18 protein-coding genes and 7 pseudogenes are annotated in these 23,741 nt (G+C 59.0%); 5 read left to right on the top strand and 20 right to left on the bottom strand.

Annotated elements, in window-relative coordinates; translation table 11 throughout:
* Positions 1–52: 52 nt before the first annotated feature.
* Positions 53–571 (bottom strand): plasmid mobilization protein, encoded by a 519-nt coding sequence (locus ACWAT4_RS40985; RefSeq protein ID WP_128929583.1) that lies wholly within the window; start codon positions 569–571, stop codon positions 53–55.
* Positions 572–995: 424 nt separating this feature from the next.
* Positions 996–1,157 (bottom strand): hypothetical protein, encoded by a 162-nt coding sequence (locus ACWAT4_RS40980; protein WP_232995580.1) that lies wholly within the window; start codon positions 1,155–1,157, stop codon positions 996–998.
* A gap of 334 nt (positions 1,158–1,491) precedes the next feature.
* On the opposite strand from ACWAT4_RS40980, the pseudogene ACWAT4_RS40975 reads away from it, so the two are divergent.
* Positions 1,492–2,187: pseudogene (locus ACWAT4_RS40975) on the top strand (IS91 family transposase); the annotation flags it as partial.
* Between the two features lie 113 nt (positions 2,188–2,300).
* Here ACWAT4_RS40975 and noeE read toward each other — a convergent pair.
* Complete coding sequence (gene noeE / locus ACWAT4_RS40970) at positions 2,301–3,506, bottom strand: nodulation protein NoeE (RefSeq protein ID WP_276575773.1); 1,206 nt, start codon at positions 3,504–3,506, stop codon at positions 2,301–2,303.
* Positions 3,507–4,404: 898 nt separating this feature from the next.
* On the opposite strand from noeE, the pseudogene ACWAT4_RS40965 reads away from it, so the two are divergent.
* A pseudogene (locus ACWAT4_RS40965) lies at positions 4,405–4,625 on the top strand (helix-turn-helix transcriptional regulator); the annotation flags it as partial.
* Between the two features lie 200 nt (positions 4,626–4,825).
* On the opposite strand, the gene ACWAT4_RS40960 reads toward ACWAT4_RS40965, so the two are convergent.
* The 9 genes and pseudogenes from ACWAT4_RS40960 to ACWAT4_RS40920 form a co-directional block, all read right to left on the bottom strand.
* Positions 4,826–5,809, bottom strand: a complete 984-nt coding sequence (locus ACWAT4_RS40960) for a hypothetical protein (protein ID WP_128929584.1) — start codon at positions 5,807–5,809, stop codon at positions 4,826–4,828.
* Between the two features lie 245 nt (positions 5,810–6,054).
* Complete coding sequence (locus tag ACWAT4_RS40955; protein ID WP_371746380.1) at positions 6,055–6,480, bottom strand: WGR domain-containing protein; 426 nt, start codon at positions 6,478–6,480, stop codon at positions 6,055–6,057.
* 35 nt (positions 6,481–6,515) lie between these two features.
* Positions 6,516–6,881 (bottom strand): hypothetical protein, encoded by a 366-nt coding sequence (locus ACWAT4_RS40950; protein ID WP_128929585.1) that lies wholly within the window; start codon positions 6,879–6,881, stop codon positions 6,516–6,518.
* Positions 6,882–6,964: 83 nt separating this feature from the next.
* Positions 6,965–7,639, bottom strand: coding sequence for a hypothetical protein (locus ACWAT4_RS40945; RefSeq protein ID WP_128929586.1), 675 nt, complete (start codon positions 7,637–7,639; stop codon positions 6,965–6,967).
* 123 nt (positions 7,640–7,762) lie between these two features.
* Entirely contained in the window at positions 7,763–8,317 is a 555-nt protein-coding gene (locus tag ACWAT4_RS40940; protein ID WP_128929587.1) for a 3'-5' exonuclease, read from the bottom strand.
* Entirely contained in the window at positions 8,314–9,480 is a 1,167-nt protein-coding gene (locus ACWAT4_RS40935; RefSeq protein WP_128929588.1) for a hypothetical protein, read from the bottom strand. Before ACWAT4_RS40935 ends, ACWAT4_RS40940 begins: the two co-directional genes overlap by 4 nt.
* Entirely contained in the window at positions 9,480–10,376 is an 897-nt protein-coding gene (locus ACWAT4_RS40930) for an AAA family ATPase (protein ID WP_128929589.1), read from the bottom strand. The genes ACWAT4_RS40935 and ACWAT4_RS40930 overlap by 1 nt, the downstream gene beginning before the upstream one ends.
* Positions 10,373–10,873 (bottom strand): HORMA-1 domain-containing protein, encoded by a 501-nt coding sequence (locus ACWAT4_RS40925; RefSeq protein ID WP_128929590.1) that lies wholly within the window; start codon positions 10,871–10,873, stop codon positions 10,373–10,375. The genes ACWAT4_RS40930 and ACWAT4_RS40925 overlap by 4 nt, the downstream gene beginning before the upstream one ends.
* A gap of 2 nt (positions 10,874–10,875) precedes the next feature.
* Positions 10,876–11,815 (bottom strand): annotated as a pseudogene (locus ACWAT4_RS40920) (CBASS oligonucleotide cyclase).
* Positions 11,816–12,027: 212 nt separating this feature from the next.
* Here ACWAT4_RS40920 and ACWAT4_RS40915 point away from each other — a divergent pair.
* Positions 12,028–13,092, top strand: coding sequence for an XRE family transcriptional regulator (locus ACWAT4_RS40915; RefSeq protein ID WP_128929591.1), 1,065 nt, complete (start codon positions 12,028–12,030; stop codon positions 13,090–13,092).
* 1,796 nt (positions 13,093–14,888) lie between these two features.
* On the opposite strand, the gene ACWAT4_RS40910 is transcribed toward ACWAT4_RS40915, so the two are convergent.
* On the bottom strand, positions 14,889–15,809 hold the full coding sequence (locus ACWAT4_RS40910; RefSeq protein WP_128929592.1) for a nucleotidyl transferase AbiEii/AbiGii toxin family protein: 921 nt from the start codon (positions 15,807–15,809) through the stop codon (positions 14,889–14,891).
* Positions 15,796–16,593 carry a type IV toxin-antitoxin system AbiEi family antitoxin gene (locus ACWAT4_RS40905; RefSeq protein WP_128929593.1) on the bottom strand — a complete coding sequence of 266 codons (798 nt, stop codon included), beginning with the start codon at positions 16,591–16,593 and terminating at the stop codon, positions 15,796–15,798. The genes ACWAT4_RS40910 and ACWAT4_RS40905 overlap by 14 nt, the downstream gene beginning before the upstream one ends.
* A 315-nt stretch (positions 16,594–16,908) precedes the next feature.
* Between ACWAT4_RS40905 and ACWAT4_RS40900 the strand changes: the two are divergent.
* Positions 16,909–18,184: pseudogene (locus ACWAT4_RS40900) on the top strand (DUF2130 domain-containing protein).
* A 416-nt stretch (positions 18,185–18,600) separates the two neighbouring features.
* Here the strand turns inward: ACWAT4_RS40900 and ACWAT4_RS40895 are convergent.
* Positions 18,601–19,923 (bottom strand): annotated as a pseudogene (locus tag ACWAT4_RS40895) (AAA family ATPase).
* An 11-nt stretch (positions 19,924–19,934) separates the two neighbouring features.
* On the opposite strand from ACWAT4_RS40895, the pseudogene ACWAT4_RS40890 reads away from it, so the two are divergent.
* A pseudogene (locus tag ACWAT4_RS40890) lies at positions 19,935–20,277 on the top strand (transposase); the annotation flags it as partial.
* Here the strand turns inward: ACWAT4_RS40890 and ACWAT4_RS40885 are convergent.
* The 5 genes and pseudogenes from ACWAT4_RS40885 to ACWAT4_RS40865 form a co-directional block, all read right to left on the bottom strand.
* A complete protein-coding gene (locus tag ACWAT4_RS40885) occupies positions 20,187–20,582 on the bottom strand; it encodes an AAA family ATPase (protein WP_164935606.1) in 396 nt (131 codons plus the stop codon). The pseudogene ACWAT4_RS40890 and the gene ACWAT4_RS40885 overlap by 91 nt on opposite strands.
* 129 nt (positions 20,583–20,711) lie before the next feature.
* On the bottom strand, positions 20,712–21,458 hold the full coding sequence (locus tag ACWAT4_RS40880; protein ID WP_128929596.1) for a restriction endonuclease: 747 nt from the start codon (positions 21,456–21,458) through the stop codon (positions 20,712–20,714).
* Between the two features lie 51 nt (positions 21,459–21,509).
* A pseudogene (locus ACWAT4_RS40875) lies at positions 21,510–22,516 on the bottom strand (nucleotidyl transferase AbiEii/AbiGii toxin family protein).
* Positions 22,509–23,108: a DUF6088 family protein gene (locus ACWAT4_RS40870; protein WP_128955174.1), complete on the bottom strand. Its 600-nt coding sequence runs from the start codon at positions 23,106–23,108 to the stop codon at positions 22,509–22,511. The pseudogene ACWAT4_RS40875 and the gene ACWAT4_RS40870 overlap by 8 nt, the downstream one beginning before the upstream one ends.
* 179 nt (positions 23,109–23,287) lie before the next feature.
* Positions 23,288–23,704, bottom strand: a complete 417-nt coding sequence (locus tag ACWAT4_RS40865; RefSeq protein ID WP_128929598.1) for a hypothetical protein — start codon at positions 23,702–23,704, stop codon at positions 23,288–23,290.
* Positions 23,705–23,741 lie beyond the last annotated feature (37 nt).

Below are 23,741 nucleotides of genomic sequence, written 5' to 3'. Positions count from 1 at the left end.
ATCGGCGGAAGCTCGGAGGCCAGGTCTGCCGGCCGCGGCTTATGGCGCCGACTCATCGCCGCCCATCCCAATAATCCGCGTTGCCGTGCAGCGCATTGCGTAGTTGCGCGAGCTCTTTTTCGATGACCAACTGGGCCTCTTGAATTGCGGACAGATCGGGCTCGACCGCCCTGCCCTGCAGCACACTGGCGTTCGCTGCGCGCGCGATCTGATTGATGTTGCCGCCGATCTGGTTGAGCTCGCGAACAATCGCGCGGAGCGCCTCGTGCTCGCCTGGAGAATGCTGCACCGGTGATCCCAACCGCGAGCGCACCAATGCAACGATCCAGCCGGTTCGGGTCATGCCGCGCTGATGTGACACTTCCGCGAGCTGCCGCATCTCGCTCTCGCGAAATCGCACCGTCACCTTCTCCGGTCGCCCGACAGGCAGCACGGAGATGCGCGGCACTGGTTCAGCAAGTGCCTCAGCAATGAGACGCCGCAAGAGCGCGGATTTGCCGCCCTGGGTCGCTGCCAAAGCTGAGAACTCCGCAGCGACTTCGTCAGAGACGCGAAGCGAGATCAGAGCCATGCACTCCAATCCCAATCGCGATCTAATACATCGCTGGCGCGAAGCCTATCCTGCACTAGAAAAAGCGAATCCTTCCACTCCCTCCGTGTTGGTTCGAACCAACAGGCTCGGCATTCAAAGCTCGGGATTTGCTGCAGGTGAGATCCAACCCAGCCGACGATCGATGCGCAGAATTCCTCCGGGAATGGCGCCGCCGTCAGCCCCGGTGCTCTTATTCCACGAACGCCGCGCGTGGAGACCGGCAACATTGGCACCGGGTATGTGGACCGCGGCTTACCAGCAGCCTCCGGCCTCTCTACGGCGCTGTGGGGGGCGCGTTCGGCCTCCGGCTGCTGCGCTAACGCGCCATCCTTCGGATGGGAAATCCGCTCCGCCGGCATGCCAAGCGCAGCGGTCTTTCTGAGGAGACAGTCGAAGGCCAGCTTCATGCGAAAATGATCTCTTCGATGGTGATGGTCGATGCCGGCACCTCTTCCACTTCTTCTGCGCCATCGACCAACAGCACGGCATGGCGTGAGCCTTGAGACGCGAGCCGATCGACGAGAAGACAGCCCGCGCGATCTTGGTGGCGCACTCTGATCGTCACTGACGAACTCATTCGCTCATTTCGATGGACGGAAGACCTGGAGCTCTTCTCCGCGGCCGCCGTTACACGGTCTCTCTCTATGGGTCGCAATGCTACTTGCGGTGCGATCGGGCCTCGCGCCGATTGAGCTCCAGCGGCACCTTCGCTATCAGCATGGGAGCCCCCAACTCCGCTACGAATTTTGCGAGCCAGCTGGCGGGCGTGGGCGTCGGTGAAGCTCTCCTGTGCTGCACATATGGTCTCGACGGCGTTGGGCTGCTCACGCCAAGCCTGGTAGAGTTCATACACTGCACGGATTGACGAGCCCGCAAGCTTCGACCGGAGAAATTCCGGCATACCAGGCGGCGGGATCGCTCCTGATGGAAGCTGGGTTCATTGTCGCCCCGGCTTCTTCCTTCCCGTTCGCGTGCTATCACGATTGCATCGTCGGCTATTCCTGGAGCGCCTGCAGGCGGCGTTCGATGGCACCAAGCTCCAGTTGTTCGGCCATCTCGCGCACCTCGTCGAGCCAGCGGCATTCGCCCGCCATCTAAACGCCCTCCGCAAGGTCGAGTGGGTCGTCTACGCCAAGCGTCCCTTCGGCGGACCAGAACAGGTTCTGACTTATCTCGGGCGCTACACTCATCGCGTTGCGATCGCCAACGGCCGGCTTCTTACCTGTGAGCAGGGCCACGTCCGCTTCCGGTGGAAAGATTATCGCGCCGGGAACAAATCCAAAGTAATGACGCTCGACACTGAGGAGTTCCTTCGTCACTTTCTGCTTCACATATTGCCGAAGGGGTTCCGCCGCATCCGTCATTTTGGTTTCCTGGCGAACGCCTGCCGCGCCGCCAAACTCGCGCGCATCCGAGCGGCACTTGAAGCCCCGCAGCCACCTCCGCCTGCCGAAGCTGTCGACTATCGTGAGCGCTGCGCCATCCTCCTTGGTCACCGCCTCGACGTGTGCCCCATCTGCGGAGGCCGCATGGTCGAGATTGGGCCTGCGCCGCGTGCGCCGCCGCGACGCGCACCTCGCTGCGATACATCATGACCGACTACCTCGACTTATTCGCTCCCACTGCACGTCAAGCGACGCAGCAGCGCGCGCGGGAGGGACCTGTGGGCCGGTGGGGCGATCGGGCGCGCGGTGGTCACGCGTTTGTCCTATCGTCGGCCCGCCGGCGCAAGCTGTCGCCTCACCTCCGAGGACACGACCGCCGTGAGCTCCTCGTTCAACTGCGCCGCGATTGAATTTGCCACCCGCAGATTCTCTTCCTTCTTAGTGGCGGCCAGACGTTGCGCTTGCTGAAACACTGAGGCTGCGAAAGCAACCGCGGCGTGTTCCTCCGCTTGCCCACCACTATTATTGAGTTCGGCGGGGAGCTCGAACGATCCTCCCGTCTTGCCGTCCAGAAAATCCCAGCAGGTCCGAAATAAGTGGCGATAGCCTTGGGTTGCTTCCGGCCCCCTATCGACGACGCCGGCTTGCTTTGCGTACTGAAAATCCCGCTCATAACCGAGCTCTGTCAAGAGCTTCGCCCCAACCAGGTCGGTCACGACTTGCATCTCTTCGATGCTCAAGTCAGTTTGCCAAGCCTCCACTGAGCGGTCATCGACGGCCTTTCGCTCCAGGATCTTGCGATCTCCGAAAGTGCTGGAGCGGAGATAGTCCGTCTGCCCCCCCGGCGCCGATCCCGTCTCGGTCGGAGTGTAACCGAGGCCGGCAAGCACGCGCCGAATTTCGTCATCGGGGTGCGCCACAAGGGTCTCATAGTGGACCACCTGCGTCTGAGGTCGACTGCGGTATGCTGCTAGCGCAGGCAGGCCCAGGACAAGATCTGCGAGAGAAGATGCGATCGCGGGCGTGGGCTGGCCCAACGCGATATCGGCGAGACACGATGCGATGGCGGGCGGGGAACTTGCGGCCAGCAGAGGGACGCCCCATGTCGTCTTCAGTGATGCGGCGATGGCGTAGGGGTTACGCATGAGAACGAGACGCGGTGCTTCCGGATAAAGGGAATCCAAAAAGTCGAGCACCGTCCAATAGCGCGGCGTCTTGTCTATGAGAGTGCGTTTGCCTGCAGCAGCTAAATACTGGCAATAAGCTGCATCGGAAAAAGCGCGGGTAACGATCATCCGATCTATTCGCCCCAAGAACTGCGAGGTTGCGCTTTGAACCAATGATGCGCCGGCTGGGTGGCGGTGGTCGACTTTACCGAAGGCCTCAAGTGCCAACATGAGCCACGGTTCAGGCGGAGCCAAAATATCCGGGTGCCGCTGCAGCAAATGCGCTAGCAGCGTCGTCCCCGAGCGGGGAAGACCGAGCAAAAAGCACACCGCAGGCGCATGGCTTACATCGCGGTTCATCATTCAACAGCCTATCTTGGACAGACCGAGCGTCCGTCTTAAAACCTTCGTCCGGTAGAAAGAGACAACACCAGCAATGGCAATCCAGATAGGGTCAACCATCCCTATCCTCAGATGACGTGACATCCGCGAGGATGACATCATGCCGCGACAACATTCGATGGCCCTTGTGGCAGCTTTGGCTTGTTCGCTGCATGAGCGCCTACTGCGCGCTTCGGATGGACGCGCGCCATCTCCGATTGGCAATGCGTACGTAGATTGCCCGTTGTTCAGGTTTGTTGCAGATAGACCGTAACTCTCATCGATCCCATTCGTAGCGGAAATGGAAGACGACCCTATCCCTGTTTCGCATGATCTGGGTGCCATGAATTCAATCCATTTAGCCAGCCACAGCACCGCACCTGAGATCGGCTGCGCCCAGCTCCTTTCGGGGCCGGAGCCTCCAAGCATCGCCCCGCCGCGCGGAGCTAAGCCATATTGAGACCATCAGAAAAGCTATACCGTGGTTTATCGGAAATAAGCGGCAAAGCGACCGCGGAAGCCCGTCGCTTCGAGCCGCCACGATGCCATTCCCTCGCCAGCCAAAGAAGACGGTAGCTCATCTCGATGTCTAAGTGCGCCATCTGAACCCAATATCCGCCATTCGTAGGATCGGCAAAACTCAATAGTTTTGATGGAGCACATCCATACCGTGGATTGATGGCTTAACCGGCCAACGGCCTCTGCATCCAAAGAGACACGGCCGTGCTCTGCCTGTCATCTCGCAAGGAACAGAGCAGGGGTGCCGAAATCATTCCCGCATCTTCGGCATCCCCTTAAGCGCTCTTCTACTCCACACCATCATGCTCGTCGGCACGCGATCAGCCGCGCGAGCCCTCCAGAAGAGCAGGGAGCATCTCAAATGCCAGACCACCGCCGGCTGCCGCCGCGATACTTGCGGAGCCCCGAAGCGGCACGCTTTCTCGGCCTGTCCGCCGAACTTTGGAAAAGCATCGCACATACGGTACGGGGCCGACTTATCGCAAGCTCGGTGGGCTCGAAAACCTCGAAGCCTTGGTGGACCGCGGAGCCAAGAAATCGACCAGCGATCCCGGCACAGGAACGGTCTTGCTCGCAAAGCGGCAAATACCGCATTCCTTATGTGTCGCGCGCCATGGAAAACTGCCCCCCATATTGCCTCAGATGACAATGTTACCGAAGTCACCCTGGTGTCTTCTGGATCGACTGCCGCGAGTCGGAGCAAGCCGCTCGCGAAGCTCGCCCCCCAGAGCGCCGTAGCGAGCGAGCGGCTTGCGGTGCTTCAGCGAAAGAACCTGTCAGGATTAAATACGAAGGCGCGAAGCTTGGACCGATAGTGTGATCTCTGTGTTGCTGATGAGCTGTCGAGCGGCCTTTGATCGCCAATTCTTCACCAATCGCTGCACCGTGCGCCGCTGATGGCCGCTGAACCGACCGGGCGCATGCGCTTCCAGCAGGGAGAGAAGATCGACCGCAGACAAGTGCGGAGCTGCGGCGAGCCATTCCTCGATGATGGGAATGTATGGGTCGAGCATCGATGGCCGACGTGGCACAGGCTTGCGCCGCACATAGCGACGCCGATGAATGCCTCGCTGCTCACCCTGTTTCCAACCATCGCCGAGCTCTCGGGCAAAGGCCGCCAAATCACTGTGCCCCTGCGCGACAGTCATCGCTGACTTTCCAGCCCGTTGATCGACACGCTTACCCAACTCATTCTGAGCGTCCCGCATCTGTGCCAGCAATGCCACAGGATCAAGCGTCCGGTAAATCTCCCGCAGCCGACCTTTGAATGCCTCATTGAGCCTCGGGTGGACCAATGCTTTTTCGTACGGCGTAGCGGGAGGAAGATAGCACTTGATCATCTTGGCACCTTCGCGGTGCTTCTCCTTCAGCTTAAACGAGGGCTGGAAGAAATTGATGTATAGCCGGGCCGCCGCAAACAGGCGAACCAATGAACGGGCGGCATCAATGCCTTCAAACCGCCCGTAGCCCACCAGGCGGCGAACGATAGCTCCGTTCTTTTGTTCAACGAATGCCTGATCGTTCTTCTTGTAGGCCCTGGAACGAGTGACTTCGACATCGTGAGAACGGCACCACGACACGACCGTGTCGTTCATGAAGGCGCTGTCGTTGTCAAAATCGAGCCCCCGAACGGGCCAGGGAAATAGGTTCTGCGCGCTCGAGAGCTTCGACCACAAGAGCTGCTTCACGCACAACAAGCGGAAAGCATTCGGTCCACCCGCTGATCTGATCTCGCGCTTTGCGCGCATGCTGATCTTCCCTGCCATACCTGCCACCGAACTGATTCGGCAGCTCCGCCCCAGACACGGCAGAGAAGTTGTCCGGTAACATTTTTAGTGAGGCAATGCGGGGGGTCAGTTCCGGATGGCGGGAGCCGGTGACCATGTCGAATGACACATGCTCTGCTTGTGGGCAACAGCGCGGTCGACTCGATCTGTTTCACTCATTCCCGGCGATCTGGCGCCGCACGGATCCACGCCTCGCTTGAATAGCAACTGATGGAGCATTTCTATTATGGAGTTCGGTTGATCTCTCCTACTGAAACCATGACACTATTTAAATTCGCATAATTAATTATGGAATACTTTCGCAATTCTTGGAATATGGTCGAGTATGATCTCGGATTACTTTGATATACTTCCACTGACATTTTGTCCAGATCAGCCGACTTGTGGCGTGTCGCACGCCGGCTCCGAGCCCGGAAAGTGCCGCTGGACGTAACCGCGACGGGCGTTGCGCCTGAGCCAGGACTCAAGAGCCTCGACGGCTTGAACAGATCGAGTCGCCGTCGACCGCGCCCACCGAGACGGCCCCATTCGCGCACCAATGCCGTATCGCCAAAGAGCGTCGGCTCAATCGTGAGCACATAGAACCGCGCCATGTTACGGGCCGGATCGCGACGCTCGAGCACGAGATATTGCACGGTGAGTTCGGACATGCGCCAGAATCGCAGCCGCCGAATCGACCGTCCAATTAAATAAATGAATCGATCAGCGCCAACGATTCAAAAATTTCATGCTGACAACGAGACAGGTCGCGGCGAGGCTCGCGATGGGCGACTGAGCTGAGGCGCGCTCCGGCCTCGCTGGGTGGCAGCGTCTCCCCTGGAGAAGCCGTCTGAACAAGTTGCCATCGCATGGCCGCCAGGTAAATGGAGGGTTTCCTCCTCCGACCCCATGCGTTGCGCAAGACTTTCTCGACTTGCGCGACGAGCTTCGCCCTGTGCTCGGCAGGCAGTTTGTCCAGATTGATCTGCTTCCAGCGTATAGCCGGCAGGTCCGCCGCGCCAGGGACGCCCAGCAGGCTCCAATCCGGCTCGCCGCGCTTGAGGTCCGCCATCACGGCGAATGCGCAGGAGACATCGATATATTCTTCTCAACGGCTGCCTTCTCTGGATCCCAAACTAGAATCCAACACTGACCTTATCGGAATGCTTTGCGAGCTACCTTTTCAAGGTCTGCGGCCGCACTTGACGACCAGCCGTTCCGCTGAGCCCATCGGCGGACCTCAACTGGATCAAACGAATGCCCTTCCTGACGCAGCTGCGCGATTGTGCGCTCTGCGTGTTTCTTGTCTGAGGGATGATTGAGACCCGTACCCAAATTGACGGCTTGGGTCAGGCTCTGCAGCGCCTCCTCCACGGGCTCGGGCAAACTAACGGTCGGTGCCGGTGCAGTAGTGGCTCCTACGATCTGAGCTCCCCATGTCGCTCGCCAGTTTTTGCCGTCGGTATCGTTCCAAGGAAGGTAGACGATCGCTTGCGCGCCGATCGCATCGTCCAGCTTGTTCATGTCTTTGTCCGAGATGTGGCCGCCGATCAGCAGCCCATCTGACCAACTCCCCCGGGAGGTCTGCGCACTTTCCAACTTCATCTGAACGCCCTGCGCCACCAGAACGGGTTGCCCCTTGACGAGCGCCTTTACGACGTTCGGTCCGAGGAATTCGGCCACGATGGTCCGATCGAAGCCGCCCTTCTGCGGCACCACCAACGTCACGCTGGAGATATTCCTTTCCTTGCAAATTTCGAGGACGCTCTTGAAAGCGAGCCGGACCTGGTCCGGCGACCGCTCAACGACATATCGCGCGACTGATGCCACCTATTGTTCCCCTTTAATAGAAAAGCGACCGATCAAACGTAGTTGCTTTGCAAAAAGTTGCATCGCGAATGCGAGTGGTCCTTCGACAATGAGCGAGCGTCGCTTCATGTCTCCCGCCATGCTCTACCGATTTCCCAAGAGCTTGGTTCGAATGAGACTGAATAACTCGGCCTGATACTGCGCATCATGCAGGGCCTGATGATCGCCCTTCAACCGAGGCGACAGGCGCTCCGTCATTTTGCTCGATCGCGTATCGGCCCAATCGCACCCCGTCGCACCCATGAAAAGCGCCTTGATGTCCAAAGCCGTGAACCCGAATGGATTATCGCCCGTGAACCGATGGAAATAATAATTTACGAATGACCAATCGAACGGCGCGTTGAGCCCGACGAAGACGACCGAGCCGTCTTTTTCAACAAGCGCGTCGAGCCACTGCGCGAAGGCCCGCATCGCCTCCGCCGGTTCGAGCCCGTTCTTGGCAAGCTCATCCAGCGACAGGCCGGAAACCTGCAGGGCTTTCGGATCGGCATTGCGATTGATCGGCTTCAATTCGCAGGAGAAGGTCTTTGCCGGATCGTTGACAACGCAGGCGCCGATCGACAGAAGGCTGTACTCACCGGGGATCGGCCCGGCGGTTTCAACGTCGACTGAGACGAACACTTCGGTTTTACGCCTCATGAGATCAATGGCTCCGCCGGCACGAGCGAGGGTCGCGTGCGGATCGCCTGCCAATGTTCGCGGAAGGCGCGCCGGCGATCCTCGGCCGCGCCGCTGTTCTTCCAATGCAGGCCAGAGAGCGTGGTGATGTCAAACGGCAGGTCCGAGCCCTCACGCGCCGTCACCATAGTAGGCAGCCCGCGACCCAGAGCATATCCCAGCTCGAGGAAACAATTCGATCGTCCGCCGGTAATGTCGGCGATCACGACGGCGCTGCGGTGCAACTTGGCGAAGATTTCCTGATCGATACGGGCATGGTCGTGGGCTTGCCGGCCGTCGATGACGACGAGCCGGTAGCCAAGCTCGTTCTCGATCACCGGCTGCACGACGGTGTCGAAAAAGTCCTGCACGTCGGCATAGTCCGGCAGCGCCGGATTCAGCAGCCGCACCGCGAAGGCCTTTGGTCTTTCCAGGGACTCGAGCAGGTCGACGAGGACCGCGACGCGATCGGGGATGGACTGGCGCGGCGGAAACCGGATCTTGTTGAGCCAGTCATGGGCGTCGCCGTCATCCGCAACCTGGAACAGGCGGCGGGTTTGGCTGCTAGTCAATCCGAAGCTGTAGAGCCGGCGAGCGCCCGCCGTTTCCGGCGACACGGGAAGATTGAGGGGAATGATCGGCTTTCCGGCATCGTGGTAGAGATTTGCGAGGTAGAGGACCCCTTCCGTCCCCCCGAGCGCGACAAGAATATCGCCGAAGCGGGCCTGGGCTTCCATGCGCTTGCTGGCCATGTTCCAGTGCGCGGCGTTCTCGATCTTGACCATTGGCGAGCTGCGCAGCTCGTCCCATAGGTCGGCATACTCAGCCGGGACCTGATCTTCGCTCTTGTGGTGCTGCACGGCGACCGCGAGCGGGCCCGGAACATTCGCCGGGCGTGACGCGAGGCTCTCCCTGAGCGTCTTCCAGATCAGCCAGTCGAAGCAGATCGGAAGCCCGTCGGATTTGCGCAGAGGTTCAGCGTCGACAGGCACGACGAAATTCGCACCGCGACGGGCCAATTCCTTGACCAGCGCAGCAACGAGCTCGCGGGCCTGATTGACGTCGGCGGTCGAGGCGATGGCAAGGTCTTCGACGATGCTGCCGGCAATGTGGATGCGCCGGCCGAACAGAGGGGAGCGCGCCATCAGCGATCCTCCATCACCGGCGACGCGGTGATCGCCGCGGCGGCGAGCTTGAGTTGATCGAAGCGCAGTGGCCCGCTCGGGAAGGCCTTTGCCAGCGCGGCCGGATAGAGCCTCGTCCTGATATCCGAATAGGTCCAGGACGGCTTGCCTGCCCGCGCTCCGGTGGCTTCGACGAGCTGCGATAGCTGAATGGGCGTCAGAGACAACCCGGCCAGATCCATCGTGAGCAATTGGCGGCGCTCGTCGTCCGTTGGACGGCGGAACTCCTCGATGATGGCGGCGCGGCGGCACAAGGCAGGATCCAGGACCGACAGCCGGTTGGTGCACAGGATCACCACGATCCGGCCGCCGTACTGGCGCAGGTCATCGACGCCCTGAATGAGCGTGTTCACCGCTACCTTGTCTTCGTGGTGGCTGTGCTCCTGGGCGCGCGAGGCGGCGAGGCTGTCGCCTTCGTCGATGATCAGGACCGCGCGGCGGTGCTTGCCGGCCGATTGAATGACCTTCTTGAAGGCTTCCGCGATCAATGTTCCCATCTCGCCGACCATGCCGCTGCCGCGGACGCGGTTACTCAGCTTGAACAGGATCGAATCTTCGCTTCTGGCCTCGATTACCAACTTGTTGGCGATGCACTCCGCTGTTGCGGTCTTGCCGGTGCCGACATCGCCGTGAAAGATCACCAGCGGATACTGCTCGGCGACGAGATCGCAGATCGGAAGGCTCTTGCCGTGATTCTTGTGGCTCCAGCCCGCCAGCTCGCGGACATTCAGCAGCAGACGAAGCTGATCGTGGACCCGCGCATATCGGGTATCGAACCCCAGAAGGGTCTTCTCGCGTTTGGCCAGCGTATCGCTGGGCAGCGGCGTCTCGCTGTCGAAGATGCTGGGTTGACTCACGAGGCCCAATCCTTGCGCTGCATGCCATAGGCATTGCTGACATAGTTGCGGCCGCCAGCCGACGAGAGAGCGGCATGGCTGGTATCGTCGTAGCAGGTCACCCAACCGATCTTAAGCTTACCTTTCGTGGCTTCGCGTGCGGCACTGGTGTAGTCGTCGGTGTAGCTCAGCACGACACGAAGCTTGGCCCCTGCGACCTTCGGCCAAAGAACGCCGCCGGGCCGGCTCGTAGACAGCGAGCCGGCGTCGGTATCGACTTCGAACCTGACGGCCTTGATCTCGACCCCACTGCTGATCAGCGTGACGTCGACCCATTTGAGGTAGCCGTCCTTGGCCAGGACCTCGATGTCATGGGCGTAGTTGCGAGCCTCCTCCGGAGTCCAGCAGCCGGTGCTGTCCGCGATCATCACGAGATCGGCGTTGACGCGCCGAACGACGTTCTCGATGTCGACGTAGGTGTAGGTCGCGCTCGCGCTTCTGACCTGGGTCATGCTCATCTTCAGTCCTCCGTCTTGAATCGAGGGCCGAAGATCTCCTTCCAGACCTCATTGTCGTTCTCGGCCGATGCAAAATTGGACGTCTCCCAGGCCTCCTGGGCGGCGGCGACGATCTGTTTCCGCTCGTCCTCGGAAATCCGGCTGGTCACGTTGTTGAGGCTGTAGACCGGATCGAGAATGACCACCGGATCGCAGAACGTCGTGAATGGCGCGACATTCTCGGGAAACTTGATCTCTTCCTTCAACTGCGACTGCGCGACGTAGAGGAGGAAATTGCGAAAGCGCTGTTCGATGCTTGCACCGTTGCCCTGCTTGGCGAGGACATGCGCCATGATCAGCTCGATGGCGAAGGACTTCAGCGGCTTCAGTTCCGCCTGGTTGCGCCACTTCTTGGCCATGCGCACCAAGGTGCGGAAATCCGCGTCCTGGTCCTTGCGATCGCGGACGAACTTGATCTGGCAAGGCGCGCAGGTCTGCGTCTTCGTGCCGTCGTGAATGTCGAACTGCCAACCGTAGCCGGCGCGGTTCTCGTCTTCGATGACCGGCACGATATCAACGCTGAGGCCCGTGCCCACGAAGGTGACGGTCGCCGCCTTGCGCTGGATCTCAAAATCCTCGACCGACTTGTTCGGATACTGCTTGATCAGCAGCGCGTAGATCGTGTCGTTCAGGCTATCCAGCGTCTCCTTGCTGACGTCTCGGCCAGAAATGTAAAAAACGACATCGACATCGACCGGATCGACAGCGGTCTTCCGCAGAATCGTGTATTTGGCGAAGGCCGGCCTTCACGACCTTAGTGATCTTGATCTCGGTCTTGTCGCGAACGGTCTTGCGGAGTTCATCGATCAAGCGATCGACCTGCTCGTGGTATTCCTTGCGCTTGTCGGCAGGCAGGCGCAGCACGTTGCTGTCGTAGTACCGCAGTTGAGTATTGTTCAACATCGCTGCTCGATTCCTGCTGGTCGGTTTCGCCGGCGGCTGGCGCAAAAGTACGCCACAGTGGAACTTGTCCGACCCAGACCGGTTTACAAATCCGGGACAATGGAGCGGTATGCGGGCCATATAGGCTCAATTTTCCGCGCATCAAGGGTTTTTGGTTTACAAATTTGTGCCCATATCGTACTTCTGTAAACTGAGACGCAAAGGAGGCCCAGATGATCGGACACAAGCTTAAGGTCGCACGGTCGGCCTCGGGCCTGTCGTTGCGTGGCCTCGCTGACGCCATGGATGGCATCGTATCGGCCCAAGCCATTGGCAAATATGAGAGAAACGAGGATATGCCGAGCTCGCGGGTGCTGATCGCCTTGGCGGCGACGCTCCACGTGACGGAGGATTACCTGCTCAGCGAGGACGAACTTGCCCTTGAGGGCGTCGAGTTCCGCAAGAAGGCGGGCACGTCGTTCCGGGAAGAAGCCGCCCTCGAAGCCCGCGCGATTCACATGCTGGAGCGCTATCTCGCGATCGAGGACCTGCTCCAGATGCGCAGCATCGATTGGGAGCAGCCACGCAGCGCACCACATCCGGTGGCCGATGTCCGGGACGCCGAAGATGCGGCTCGCTCTGTCCGCGAAGACTGGGGTTTGGGAAACGATCCCATCCCGCAGCTCGCCGAGCTTCTGGAGGAGCGCGGGATCAAGATCCTGTCGCTCGATCTCGACGATATCGACGGGCTTGCCGCCAAGGTGCGACGCAAGGACCGCAACGCTGCGCGAGTAATCGTCATCAAGCAAAGCACGTGGTCGGAGCGGAAGCGCTTCAATCTCGCCCATGAGCTCGGTCATATGGTGCTGGCCCCATCCCCCGGCGTCGATGAGGAAAAGGCGGCGCATCGGTTTGCCGGCGCCTTCCTGATGCCGGCCGACGTCCTTCGGGCCGAAGTTGGGGTCAGCCGATCGTCGATCAGTCTTGGCGAGCTGGTCGCGCTCAAGAAGCGTTTTGGCGTCAGCATCCAGGCCATCGCCTATCGCTGCAAGGATCTCGGCATCATCAGCCAGTCCGCTTTTGGCCGGCTGTTCAAGATCTTCGCGGAACGGGGATGGCGGACGGCGCCCTATGAAGAGCCAGGCCGGATGAAGCCTGAACTCGAGGAGCCGAAGCGCTTCGAGAGGCTTTGCTATCGTGCGCTGGCCGAACGAGTCATCGGCGAAGCCCGGGCCGCTGAACTGCTGGGAATAACGGTTCGCGAACTGGACGCTCGTCTGGATCAAGTTGCGGCGTAAGCACCTTGGCGGTCCTCGTTTCCGATACCTCGGTTTTGATCGATCTGGAGCGAGGCGCCTTGCTCGAGGACCTGTTTCGTCTCCCTTTTGAGTTTGCGGTCCCCGACCTGCTCTTTGTTCGAGAGCTGGCCGGGGACCTGGGCGATCGCCTTACTGCGCTCGGCCTACGGGTCGAAGAGCTGTCCCCGGCAGAATTGACCCGCGCGACGACAGTCCGCGGCAACGCGCTCATCTCTCCACGCCGGACACGTTCGCGTTTGCCATCGCGGAGGCCCGCCAATGGACGCTTCTGACCGGCGACGGAGGGCTGCGCGAGTTGGCGACCTCGGTCGGGCTGCAAATGCACGGCGTGCTATGGATTTTCGACCAGCTCGCCGACGGCAACCACTGCGAACTGAGCCGACTGCACGCGGGTTTAACTGCCATTTCCAGGCATCCTCGCTGCCGGCTTCCAACGACGGAAGTTCGGCGACGACTGACCCGGTTCGGCGCGTGAACGATCCACCACGCCCCCCCCCCGAAGACGACCGCGAAAGCGCCGAGCTCACGCCAGAGGTCGTATCCATACCCCCTGCCCGCCGGGACGGTCTCTGGACCATCGAAACCGGCGGCGCAAAGTCAATAGGCGCAAAATCCCTCGACGCTCGGCCTAGGTCCCGAGGAGGTTGGACCATTCTCCTTCATCAAGAGGAAGAAGTTTCATTTTGCCATCAAGCCCGACATGCAACTCAGACCAAGGGCTGCTGTCGCCCTGGCGCGCCAGCTGTCGACGAGGGAGTTTTAGGTCGATGGCGCGATAGACTCTCGCACTTCAATGCTAACGAAGGGCAACATCGTTCCTGGCGAACGCGAACCTCATAGGCGGCTCGCCGCTTTCTATCGGTCGTAGTGTTTGCCGCCGGTGCTGATTTGATAAAGGGTCGCCGAATAAGGAAGACGCAGGAGAATGGGACCTTCCTTCGTGACCTTGCCGAGGACGGCAGCCTGGCACAGGAGGCTGACACCACCCATTGTTCGGTCGCAAAAGGCGTCCGCGCTGTCGATAAAGTTCAGCTTTGTAAGGCGAGCTATGACGACGGTCCGCCCCTCGGGTAACGCGCCAATAGGCTGGACAACAAAGATGGTGATGAACTGCGCGCCAATGATGAGCGCTAGAAGGAGCGCACCAATACCGAGTCAGGCTTTCACCCTCCCCTCCGTCTACCTTGAATAATCTATTTCGGCATACTCGGCGCCGACCCGGGTCGCCATGATCAGGCTTCTCACCCGAGGTGGCGAATCCGGCTTGCAACATCGACGCGCGTTCAGCGGATAGGCGCATCGCGCGCCTTTTCTCGAGCAAGCTACGATCGGCAAAGACGATGTGGGCAAATCTCGCCAAGCCTGCCTCGCGCATCTTCTTGCCGCCAGAGGCGGTGATAAAGACGAGAACGATATTGCGGTTCATGCCCTCAATGCGCAAATCCGACAAACACAACAGCGAGCATTTCTGAGCGTCTGCTGTTGGAATAGGTGGTAGCCATTTTGGCGGCCGCGTGTCGTATGGTGGAGACCATCATACCTCTAGCCACGGCGGGACTTACATCGGCGGCTCGGGCTCTTCTCATAAAGGCGGCTCCTACCGAAATCCAAGCACCGGAAACGTGTACGGCACGCATAGGTAGGCGCGTCCACTGTTCGATAGGCGGCTGAGCTGAAGCCCGCAAGCTCTGGGCTCGCTGGGTGGCGGGCGTACCCCAAAAATTCTCTCAACAAGTTGCTACGAGCGTGCTCGACTGAGATCCCCTCCTCCGACCTCAGGCATTGCGCAAGACCTTCTCGAGCTGCGCGACGAGCGTCGCCCTGTGCTCGGCAGGAAGCTTGTCCAGATTGATCTGCTTCCAGCGCACCGCCGGCAGGTCCGCTGCGTCAGGGACGCCTAGCAGGTTCCAATCCGGCTCGCCGCGCTTGAATCCCATGAGGAAGTCCTTGCGAGCTTGCCGCATTTTTCCCGCGATTTCGGCGATCAGCGTTTCCCGGGTTTTGAGCAACTCGTCCAGGGTCACTTCATCGGCGGTCATGCCCTCAAAGCCGTGCGTGAATTCGTGCTGGATGTCCTTGCGACGAGGAACCACGACCTCGGAGATCGGCCGGTCATGGCTGATGAGGTAGACAATGAACGCTTTGCGGAGATCGTCCGTGATGCCTTCGTTGGCGAGCAGATCGCGGACATCGAAGAGGTCGCGCGGATGCTGCCGGTCGAGCGCCGCGACAAGCTTGCCGGCGTATAGATCGGCGAACGAAACGACTTTCATCTGCGCGAAGCCGAACGTCTCTTCGACGCTCGGCGACACGTCGCGCAGCTCCGGCTCGAAGACGCAGCCCCTGATCACCGGCGTGATCTCGATCTTGATCTGCGCGTCGCCTTTCTGGACGGTCAGCTTGGTGACGATCTTTTCACGGGGATTGACGACTTCCGTCAGCCGCGCGCCCGGCAATCCTTTCCTTATGGCCTCTGTCATGCGCTTCATCGCCGCATCTATCGCCGCAAGAGATTCGGGACGCGGAGCCACCGGCAGATATGTCAGGTCGATATCGACCGATAGGCGCGGCATATCTCGGTGGAAGAGATTGATGGCGGTGCCACCCTTGAGCGCAAAATCGGGCTCCGCCGCGACGAACGGGATCGTCTCGATCAACAAGGCCACTTGATGCCGATATTTTTCAGACAGGGGCATTGAGGTCGTCTGGGATGGTTATGAGGTATTTGGTGTCGAGTTTGCCGCCCTTGACGAGCATGCGCTTTCCCGTGCCGAGATTGACTTTCGACTTGTCGATCTGTTTGAGCCAAGCGTGCTGATGTCGCTCCGCGAACCAGAAAAACAATCGTTTGACCTTGACGCTTTTGCAGTCGTTCAGAAGCATTTGCAGCCGCCGGGGGCTCAGGCTCCTCAAGCCTTCCGCCAGTGCATCGACGTGATGGAAGCTTTCGTGGCGGGGCAATTCGTCGAGCAGTTCGAGAAACGCGCGTTCGGGCGTCGATACCGTGAGAGGCCAGTCGAATGGTCCCGGTATTTCCCGCGTTGTCCCCGACTCTGATGTGGGCAGGCTCCCGTGCGTTTTGAACAGGCTTTGCGTGCGGTGAACGCGGAATTTCTGTTTGAGCGGAAGTTTGCCGAGCCAGCCGGGAGCAGACCGCGTTCCGTATAGATGTATGGTCGAAGGACCCGTCTGGCTCAGGTAGTGGCCGAAGCCTTGCACTTCGATGGCGGTGCGTCCGCCAACGACGAAGTCGGAGCCGAGCAATCGCTGGAGTGACACGACGGCGCCCTGCCAGGAGAGTTCACCGAGCGGGCGCTTGAAGGTTCCCCGCGCCGGCTGAACGAGCCAGCCGGCCGATACGTATTGGCTGCGCAAGCTGGTGGAATATCCATGTCGTTCCATCCAGGCGGCATCGACCAGAAGTCCCTGCGGAAGGGTCCTTTCGAGCCTGTTTAGCTTTCTGTCCTTTTGCTCAGCCATACTAAGTAAACTAGCGCATATTCAAACTATATCCAAGGTTTAAGTTCTATCCATTTCCCATGGCCAGACTAAGTAAAATCGTCGTCATACAAACTCACCTCGGGATCCAAAGTTGACGCGCGTTCCTATTTTGTTCTATTCTGGACTACATTCGTGCGAGGCTGCTCGTGCACGCGTTCGGGTAGATCGACGTGTCGGTGGAAAACCCGCCGGCCAAGGTCGAAATCGACGACGCGTATGTGGACATGAAGTCGAGCGACATCGCAATCACGCACAGATCATGTTGAATCCGGTTGCAACGATGATGGGGAATTCATGAGTTTCAAAGCAACCGGCGCTTCGCACGAGGCGACCCTACATTGCCCCAACTGCAATCACGAGATCCGTCTGACGGAGTCATTGGCCGCTCCCCTCCTCGCTGAAACCCGTCAGCGCTTTCAACAGCAGCTGGCCAGCAAAGATGCAGAGATGGAGCGTAAGACAGAGGCACTGCGGCTGGAACGCGAGCAGGTCGCTAAGGACCGCGAGCAAATCGAGGATCACGTTGCGAAGCGATTGACCGCCGAACGTGCCCAGTTGGTCGCGGCCGAAAGCAAGAAGGCGCGAGAGGCGGCCGCCGCCGAGCTGCAGGCGAAGGAAGCGGAAGCTGCGGAGCTGCGAGCCAACCTGCTTACCAACAACGCAAAGCTTGCCGAGGCCCAAAAACAGCAAGCCGAACTGATGCGACAGCAGCGCGCACTCGAAGAGGAAAAGCGCGAACTCGACCTGACAATAGAGAAGCGCGTGCAGGCCTCAATCAGCGAAATCCAGATCAAGGCCAGGCACGAAGCCGACGAGGCTGCGCGCTTGCGCGTTGCCGAGAAAGACCAGACCATCGAGTCGATGACGCGCACGATCGAGGAACTTAAGCGAAAGGCCGAGCAGGGATCACAGCAATCCCAAGGGGAAGTGCTCGAACTCGAGCTCGAAGATCTTCTGCGCGGACGCTTTCCGACAGATTCGATTGAGCCGGTGGGAAAAGGTGAGCTCGGGGCGGACGTAATTCAGCAAGTAAATGGTGCTATCGGCCAATCTGCCGGCATCATCCTTTGGGAAACTAAACGCACCAAGGCATGGAGTGACGTGTGGCTCGCCAAATTACGTGACGACCAGCGCCGTTCCGGCGCCGACGTCGCTCTGATCATCTCCCACGCGCTGCCGAAACAAATCGAGCAATTTGACCTCGTCGACGGCGTATGGGTGGCTCATCCGCGTTGCGCATTGCCGGTCGCCGTGGCGCTCCGCCAGGGTCTGATCGACGTGAGCAGCTCACGCCTCGTTCAGCAGGGCCAGCAGACCAAGATGGAGCAGGTCTATCACTACCTGACAGGCACGAAGTTTCGACAGCGGGTCGAAGCTGTCGTTGAGAAATTCAACGATATGCGCGAGGATCTCGACAAGGAGCGCAAGTTTATGGGCCGGCCAATGGGCCAAGCGGGAAACCCAAATCCTGGCCGTCATCGATTCGACCGTGGGCATGGTCGGCGACCTGCAGGCAATTGCCGGCAAGGCCATGCCGGAGATTCCCAGCCTAGATGCTCCGCTGTTGTAGAACGCTGTCGAGGCCGAACGGAAAACTGGGTGATCCGTCCCCTACCCTCTTTGCGCTGCATCCAGCGATTGGGCTCGATCGCCATTGATGGCGAATACTAAAGCGGAAAACGATCAGCTGTTGCGACGATAGATAAAGGTGACCGGCTTCAAACGGTCGTTCTCTGGCTTCCACGGACGCTGCAAGTCGATCTTTCCCCCTGATTTCTTGCGTCGGCCCAAGGTGATACCGTGAAGGACAAACAGCACGCAGTCGTGCAGTGGATTCTGCGCGTGCCCTTACTTCGTTCGCCGTCAGCACGATCTGCTCACCAGCCGTCGTGGTCTAGTCGGCCAGGCAACAAGGTCCTTGCCTCCGAACTGGACCACTTTAGCATAGCTGTGTTCTTTGCGCCGGGTTGGAACTGCGACAAGGGTTCATCGGCATAGTCGTTGCAGCCCAGCCAGATGGGTAGGGTCTACGGCCTCCATCATCGCGATCAAGGCCGCCGTGGCAGCCTTACTCTCCTCCAGCGTCATAGAGGAAAACCCGATTAGGTCATCGATGTTATCGGAGTGCGATTCCAGTTGCACGAGACGTTCCAGCGCGGCCAGGCGCTCGCCGTCGAGCGTAGCATGATCTTTTCGCAACTGGCCCATCTTCGAAGCGAAACCTGCACTTCCCGGGCACCGGAACGCTAAGAAAACGTCGAGCACTCGCCGAAGTACATTCGGCATCATGTAGGCGTATTCGTAGTCTGGATCTGCGCTGGCGTTGAACTTCAGGACGTGATCCACCAAGTAGTGGTATTCAGACTCATCCTCACGGAGCAGCTTTGACATCTCAACAATAGCTGTTGAGCGTCCGTCCAGCCCTTTTGGAATTTTGACATCTAAAAACAGGAGGCTTGCCGTAGGCGGGGTCGCTTCGTTGCGAGGTTTGTGGAAACCCTTCCAGGCTTTCTTGAACTCGTTCATGCAGTTTTGGTTGTGTGTCAAAACGAACACCTGAGCTGCATTCCCAAGCCGACTTAAAAGAAGGGAACACGCTTAGTTCAACGCTCTGCTGTCCAGGCTAGAAATCGGATCATCCACGACGAGGATACGGTCCTTGATCGAACGCCCTTCAGCCTCAAGCCTTGAAAGGAAATAGCAGAGTGCGATCGCCGTCTTCTCCCCTTCGCTAGGACTGCTGTCTATCGGCCTACCGCGACGGTGGATTTCATAGCCTTTTTCTACGCTTGCAATAGAAAGTTCCTTGTGGCCAAGGTAGGCCTCGATCAAGCGATTGATTTTCTCCGCAGCCTGACCGTGCTCTTTGATCCGAGATCGCAAGTCCGTGGCTTGCTCTTGAAGTTGATTGTAACTGAGCGTCCTAGCATCAACGTCCGTTTTGGCTTCGCTCACCGCGTCGCACGCGTTCTGAAACTCCTGGGATTTGTCAGCCAAATGGTGGCGCCTCAGAGCAAGACGGGCTTCATCCTGCCGTTGGGTGAATTGCGCGAAGGTCTCGTTGTGCTGCTTGATGGCAGCGTTGAGCGTGCCCACCCAGGCGTTTACCAAGCCCAACGTCACGGCGATCGTCTCGTCGTCGTTCCACGCCAGTTCCCGTAGCGCAATTGTCGGTCGGGCTAACTTTGCGTCGATGGCGGCAACCGCCGGACTGAGAACTGTCTCGACCGCTTCTAGCAGGCTGCTGAAAAAGTCGTTTCGTGAGGCGGCTGGAGTGTGATTCTGTGCATGCGGTTGATTCCTTTCGATTGAGGAACGGGATGCGCGGCGAAGATGAGCATGCGGAACGCCTTTTTAGCTACGTGCGGCTGGAGACCCGGATCCCGGCGGACCATCCGCTGCGAGCGATCCGGGAACTCGTTGATGCGGCGCTGAAGGATTTGTCGCGGTCGTTTGATCGGCTGTATGCCCGCGAAGGACGGCCATCGATCCCTCCGGAGCGGCTGTTGCGAGCGCTGTTGCTGCAGGCGTTCTACACGGTGCGGTCGGAACGGCATGATGGAGCAGCTTGACTACAACCTGCTGTTTCGCTGGTTCGTCGGCTTGTCTGCGGACGATTCGGTGTGGGACGCGACCGTGTTCTGCAAGAACCGCGATCGGCTTCCCTGCCGCAGCTCTGTTGAGACTGTACGAGCATGCGCACGCTTGAAGTTTGCTAGCTGTTGCTCCTTTGCGCGAAAGAGCGCTTCTGCCGCGATCTTGCGTTCGTTGGCAACCGGTAGCGCTGCCTCCTTCTTTGCAAGCTCGGCGGCTAACTCGGCCTGTTCTCGGCCGATGTAGAAGACGGGTTTGGCCCGACCAGCCGACCATTGCAGATTCAGGTCGATGAAATCTTCATTGAAGACTGCAAGGCGATTGCTCAAGCTATTGCCCGCACCCGCCTTTACCGTCGTTCCTTCGCTTGTCACAAACTCGAACTCGCAACCAGCGGGTACCCGCAGCTATACCCGCTACATGCGTGTCGCTAAGCTGAAGTCGGTCTGATCAGTCGGAGACCGACACTGCTTCAACTGTTCGACAGATGGTTCAATGCTGGCTTACTTGTTGCGATCTCTGACCGCGCGGAATTTCGCAATCGCCGCTTCTCCATGGTGAAGTGTGGCGTCGAGAAGATCGCGATAACCCACGGCGCTCATGATATCCGTGGGAAGCCCCTTATACTTCTCGGTGGGATCGGGAATATTCTTGAGCGGCAGCGGTGGATAACTGCTATGGCGGAGAATCCTCGAATAAGTAGCCATCGACATCGCGAACCAGCCGAGGGGATCGAGCTCATCCTTCAATTGAAGATATTCGTTTTGATCGGCCTCAGGCCAATGGGGAAACGAGGGCGGCAGGAACGGCTCGGAAAAGCCCATCAGCGGATCGAGCTTCGCTGTGATCACCGGAGTGAAACAATTTTCGAGCCAACTCGGCTCGAACGCGTTCTGAAACTGATCCCAGGTGACCAACTCGACATTTGTCATCTGCGCGGCATCGCGGGCTCCCGACTGAAAGCCCGAACTCGAGATGATGTAGCCCTTGTGGGCGCCGACATCCGTCATCACGCTGCGAAAGGAATGAACCACGGTTTGGGGAACGGCGGCCCTCCAATGCTTGCACCCACAAAGGATGATGTATTTTCGTCCTTTCAGAGTTTCCTCGGCATAGACGTCGATTTCCGCTTGGCCACGAACAAGCTTCACCTTTTTTTCGATTTCGACGGCAAACCCGCATTCCGCCAAGATGCGTGCGGACTGTTCCTGAAGATCTTGCCAGCTTGAGGGGGTTCTCGATGTGATCATGCGAAAGGCGATTGAATGAACATAGCCGACGATGGACAGGGCGGCGGCGCATCAATGTCGCTCGTTGGCACGCTTCTGCAAATCTGCGCAGCGCATCATCAGACCGGCAAAAGGCATGGCGTCGCCGAGAAGCAAACCGGCATCGACCATCTTCTGATAGTCGGCCTCAAGTTCTTTGCGCATTTCACCGTCAGGGACGAGCTGGAGTTTGCCGGAAACGGCGGCATGATAGTCAATCACGTTGCCGTCCCGATCTTTTGTGCGAAAGAATTTGCTTTTCCAGTCGGCGACTTCGTTTGCGAGATCCTGATCGTCGAATGCAGCCTTGGCATAGCCAGCATCATCAAGCTTCACAAGGTCATGCCAATGGCGGGAGATGCGATCGCCTTTGATGCCTTGGGCGCAAAGGACGTGGACGGCGGTGGCTTTCTCCCAGAAGGTGCGCTGAGGCAGCATGATCTTGGGCGCCGCTGCCGAAAACGATAATTCCGGCAGATAAGATGCTGCGTCGCATGTGACCTGGCGTATCTCGGCCGGCTCGCCGGTTGATCGAGCACCGAATTCGAGTTTGACGGACGGCGCTACATATTCGGAACCTTCGGAGACTTGGTGATAGTCGATATAGATCACATCCGCATCGACGCGGAATTTTACATTCACACCCGTCGCCGCGGCATGTTGCTGTAGAACCGGCAGGGCTTCATCTTTGACCCACACGACTAACTTTTCGCGCGCAGCCTTCGTCCATTTGTCGGCTTGGGCGCGTGTCTCGGGTATCGGGTGATCGCCTTTGGCGAGTTCGGGAATGATCTGACGAACGTCGTAGGTGAGATCGATATCTTCGGAGAAGCGCTGGATGATGCCATAACCTTTTGAGAGCGAGGTGCCGCCCTTGAAAACGAGATGTTCGCCGAGCTTCGTTTCAAACAGGCCCTGCAAGGCCCATACGACCCAACTATCTTTTTCAAGCAAATGAATGGGTCGGCTGAGGCGGTGGCAGCAACGCCAAGTGCCTCAAGCCGATCTTCGGCAGAAAACGTCAGAAAGGATTCAGCCATAGCTTAGCAGCGATTGGCTGATCGATTTTGACATCCACGCAGGCAGAGCGGGGCGCACGGCGATGAGGTCTTGCAACGTTTCCGCCGACAATTTCTGCTTAAGGACCCGCAGCGCATCGTTCGCTTGCCGTTTGCCGAGCCATTCCAAGGCGCGAATGGCTTGCCCGGCAGCCGGCTTTGCCGGAAACAGCATCCATTCTGGCGCATGCTTCACCTCAACGGTTTGTGCGCCGAGCTTAAGCTCCCGGTCAGGACCAGACGTCAGATAGACGAGTTTCGTTGGCACCTGGGTCGTAAGACCAAGTGCGTTTGCAGCTGCTGCCCCGTGCGGGACGATTGTTTCGGCACGCGTGGCAGCGAGCGCTTGGACGACTTTCTCCGCTTGCGGTGCGCGTACACCGAACCGGGTTTTGACCGGCAGGACGTAGAACCCATGAGCAAGGCGCATCAGCTCGTTGCGCTCAGAAAGCCTTTTCAGAGCTTGATCGACCGCTGCACGGCTCCCCAAATGCAAAGCATCCTTAGCACCAATCAAGGCGCCTTCGGGCAATGTTCGGGCATATTCCAGAATGCGCTCAGCTACGGTCTGCATGCCCCTCCTCCTATCTGTCAGAAATAGATAGTGATTTCTGACAGCCTGCAATACTTAGCATGCTTGCCAAGCAAAATCAGCAGGTTAGCTGCTAAATTCATCAAGCAGGTAGGTCGAAACACGCTGGATTTTGTTCCCGAGCGGGCTGATGGATCGCACGCCCGCACCCTAAGATAGTGTCATGAGGAATCCGTCACGCAAGCTAATTCACCGAGGTTCCGATGACCCGAATTGATCGTTACTCGCTGGCTGTCGTGCCGCTCGAACAGCTCTTCAATGAAGAGAGCCTGGACATTGCCATGGGTTTTATTTGGAGCCGAAACGGACGTTTCTATTTGGTCACGAATTGGCACGTCATCACATGCCGGCGATTTCCGACTGGCGAAAACTTGCATAGCCAAGGCGCGCGGCCGAACAGGTTGCGCGTCTTGTTCAATCTGGGATTTCAGCAATTTGGAAAGCAGGAGCACCTGATAACGATACGTGACGACGACTCTCGCCCTTGCTGGCTGATCCACCCGAACCGGAATGTCGATGTCGCTGTGAGGGGGCAGTTTTCCATGGCGCGCGACATGTTTCCTGCGCTCCCGCGGCATTACGGGTGTCTGGGCGCGCTCAGGGGCGTAACGAGTC

It is taken from the genome of Bradyrhizobium sp. T-1 (assembly GCF_053592855.1).
Note: the sequence above shows the minus strand (reverse complement) of the source record. Positions and strands in the feature narration are given on the sequence as shown.

Coding starts and splice junctions, on each gene's coding strand:
- ACWAT4_RS40985 (WP_128929583.1), bottom strand. CDS start 571: ATGGCTCTGATCTCGCTTCGCGTCTCTGACGAAGTCGCTGCGGAGTTC.
- noeE (WP_276575773.1), bottom strand. CDS start 3,506: ATGATGAACCGCGATGTAAGCCATGCGCCTGCGGTGTGCTTTTTGCTC.
- ACWAT4_RS40960 (WP_128929584.1), bottom strand. CDS start 5,809: ATGGCAGGGAAGATCAGCATGCGCGCAAAGCGCGAGATCAGATCAGCG.
- ACWAT4_RS40955 (WP_371746380.1), bottom strand. CDS start 6,480: ATGTCCGAACTCACCGTGCAATATCTCGTGCTCGAGCGTCGCGATCCG.
- ACWAT4_RS40950 (WP_128929585.1), bottom strand. CDS start 6,881: ATGGCGGACCTCAAGCGCGGCGAGCCGGATTGGAGCCTGCTGGGCGTC.
- ACWAT4_RS40940 (WP_128929587.1), bottom strand. CDS start 8,317: ATGAGGCGTAAAACCGAAGTGTTCGTCTCAGTCGACGTTGAAACCGCC.
- ACWAT4_RS40935 (WP_128929588.1), bottom strand. CDS start 9,480: ATGGCGCGCTCCCCTCTGTTCGGCCGGCGCATCCACATTGCCGGCAGC.
- ACWAT4_RS40925 (WP_128929590.1), bottom strand. CDS start 10,873: ATGAGCATGACCCAGGTCAGAAGCGCGAGCGCGACCTACACCTACGTC.
- ACWAT4_RS40915 (WP_128929591.1), top strand. CDS start 12,028: ATGATCGGACACAAGCTTAAGGTCGCACGGTCGGCCTCGGGCCTGTCG.
- ACWAT4_RS40910 (WP_128929592.1), bottom strand. CDS start 15,809: ATGCCCCTGTCTGAAAAATATCGGCATCAAGTGGCCTTGTTGATCGAG.
- ACWAT4_RS40905 (WP_128929593.1), bottom strand. CDS start 16,593: ATGGCTGAGCAAAAGGACAGAAAGCTAAACAGGCTCGAAAGGACCCTT.
- ACWAT4_RS40880 (WP_128929596.1), bottom strand. CDS start 21,458: ATGATCACATCGAGAACCCCCTCAAGCTGGCAAGATCTTCAGGAACAG.
- ACWAT4_RS40870 (WP_128955174.1), bottom strand. CDS start 23,108: ATGCAGACCGTAGCTGAGCGCATTCTGGAATATGCCCGAACATTGCCC.
- ACWAT4_RS40865 (WP_128929598.1), bottom strand. CDS start 23,704: ATGCCGCGGGAGCGCAGGAAACATGTCGCGCGCCATGGAAAACTGCCC.